Genomic DNA, 2,348 nt, shown 5'->3' with positions numbered 1-2,348 from the left:
GTTATAGAACCGCAGTAGCGGATCCCTCGTTATGGATTCCACCGAAGGCATGACACCGGTCCGATGCCAATCGTCGATGGTCCGACGAAATTCCGGATCCGGCCGAACCTTGTCGGGCAACTCGTCCTGTGCTCCCGCGTAGGACGGGCAACGTCCGTCGCCGACCAACCAACGCGCACCGACCTGCCGTCCATAGTCAGACATTTGCGACAACAGGCGGCGTGCCATGTCGGTGCCGCGGAATTCGGGTCGCACACCAAGATTGTACACGTAGAGTGACCGTGCAGGTCGGCTCCTGGCAAGCGAAGAGTAGGCGGAGAAGGTCTTGGGGAACCTTCCCGTATCGTGCGGATCTTGGCTGGTTTCCACGAAGCAGATCGCGCCGGCAACAAGGTTCTCAACCATGGCCAGGATCATTGTATGCCCGAGCGAAAGCCGGTGGTGAATTGTTTTTTCGCTGGCACCGAGTCGTCCCCAGGCCGCGGCCTCCATCGCGGCCATGCCCGGAACGTCGTCTGCCATAAGCTGTTGAAATACGATCATCTTCATCGTCGAAAGGCGGCTCGTAATTGCGATATCGAATCGATAATTTTCTGATACCAGCTGTTGATGAGTGCATGAGTAGGGGCGGGTTGTCTCATGATCTTCTATGTTTGCCATCGCTTGCATGCCTATACCCTGGCAAGCCTGCTACTCTATTTTCGAACAGATTTGCAGGGTTCTGTGCGCTTTGTCCCCTATGACGAACGGGAGCATCTGCTTGAGATTTCCAGAGGCACCGTTCTTTGGACGGATTTGGACCGACTGAGCGAAGCAGAGATTGAAGCATGCTCCAATCTCAGCCAGCGGATGAAGTCGCAGCAGCCTGATCTGTTTCAACTCAACCATCCCCGAAAAAGCCTTCAGCGTTTCGATCTATTGCGTATGCTGTTCGCGGACGGCATCAATGATTTCAATGTATACAGACCCGAAAGTCTGCCGGCGGGAATGCGTTTCCCTGTCTTTCTGCGTGACGAGACGGGCGCCGCTTATAAAGTGCCGCCGCTGTTGCAATCGCCGGCGGAACTCGGCGAGGCGCTCTCGAACCTGGGTACGATGAATTTTGTTCGCCCCATAGTGGTGGAGTTTGGAGCAAAGGCTGGTGCCGATGGCAGCTACCGAAAATACTCGGCATATCGGATCGGCGAGCGCAGTTATGCGCAACACTGCTTCGCCAGCAAGGAGTGGTTCATAAAGGTACAGGGAGGCGGTATGTCGGGGCAACATCGGGTCGAGCATACCGAGTTTGTGCGCGACAATCCGCATGCGGTAGAGCTGATGCCGATTTTCGAGAAGGCGGGGATCTCATATGGCAGGATCGACTACACCATTGTCGATGGTCGTATCCAGGTTTTCGAGATCAACACCAATCCCACTGTATTGAACGACCCGCCCACACCCTTCGACAGATACGATTCGTTGCCTTACGCCAACATGCATGCAGATGCCTTGGCACAACTGCCATATGCTAACGATCCCCTATCCACTCCGGTTATCGATGAGACACATTTCCAGATCTTGGGCCGCCTGAGAAACAAGTACCGTCGCAGACGGATGAAGCTGACCGTTCGAAAGGGCTTCAGGTCTTTCCGGGACGCCATGTTCGGCGCCAAGCCTTGAGTTCTCGAACAAGAGCGCGGGGCAATATCGCTCTGGCGATCGGCGCGCGGTGTGCCGCAATCTTTCGTGATTTGCCGATAGTTTGGCTTGGACATTATTTCGCCGGCCACGTAACAAATCAGCGCCGAGACGCGAAATTCGGGGGAGTGAACTCTTGTGAGCGGCAAGGACGAGGCCGAACTTTCCCGGCTGATGCGGGCCGCGATCGCGGGAGATGAAAGGGCTTACGCCGACTTTCTGCACCGGATTGCCGCGCTGGTTCGCGGTTTTGCCAGGCGCAAGATCGTGCAGGGCGGGGTCGATCCCGAGGATGTCGTGCAGGAAACCTTGCTGGCTATTCATGTAAAACGACATACCTGGCGTCAGGATGCGCCGGTGTTGCCGTGGATCTACGCGATCGCCCGCTTCAAGGTGATCGATGCGTTCCGGCGGCGAGGACGGCGCATCGAGATCGATGTTGACGATATCGCCGAGACGTTCGCCGAGCCGGAAACCGAGACCGTCAGCGAGCGAGATATCAACCGGGCATTGGACAGCCTGTCGCCGGCACAGCGCTCCGTGGTCTCGGCCGTGTCGGTGGAAGGGCGGTCCATCGGTGAGACGGCGGCGAAGTTCGGCATCAGCGAGACGGCGGTGCGTGTGTCGCTGCATCGCGGACTTGCTGCGATAGCCAAGCGATTCGGGCAGGG

At 57.2% G+C, this 2,348-nt stretch carries 3 protein-coding genes; 2 read left to right on the top strand and 1 reads right to left on the bottom strand.

Annotated features, from left to right (window positions below; translation table 11 throughout):
• Positions 1-660, bottom strand: a 660-nt coding sequence (locus EN893_RS29560) for a GNAT family N-acetyltransferase (RefSeq protein ID WP_164901217.1), incomplete at its 3' end; no start/stop codon positions are given.
• On the opposite strand from EN893_RS29560, the gene EN893_RS29555 reads away from it, so the two are divergent.
• Together EN893_RS29555 and EN893_RS29550 are read left to right on the top strand one after the other, a co-directional pair.
• Positions 640-1,659, top strand: a complete 1,020-nt coding sequence (locus EN893_RS29555; RefSeq protein WP_127271205.1) for a hypothetical protein — start codon at positions 640-642, stop codon at positions 1,657-1,659. The two genes, EN893_RS29560 and EN893_RS29555, sit on opposite strands and share 21 nt — an antisense overlap.
• 156 nt (positions 1,660-1,815) lie before the next feature.
• Positions 1,816-2,348: sigma-70 family RNA polymerase sigma factor (locus tag EN893_RS29550; RefSeq protein ID WP_128362006.1), on the top strand; the 533-nt coding region annotated here is incomplete at its 3' end.

The organism is Mesorhizobium sp. M7A.F.Ca.CA.004.04.2.1 (assembly GCF_004022825.1).
Lineage (GTDB): Bacteria > Pseudomonadota > Alphaproteobacteria > Rhizobiales > Rhizobiaceae > Mesorhizobium.
This window is presented reverse-complemented; position numbering and strand designations above follow the sequence as displayed.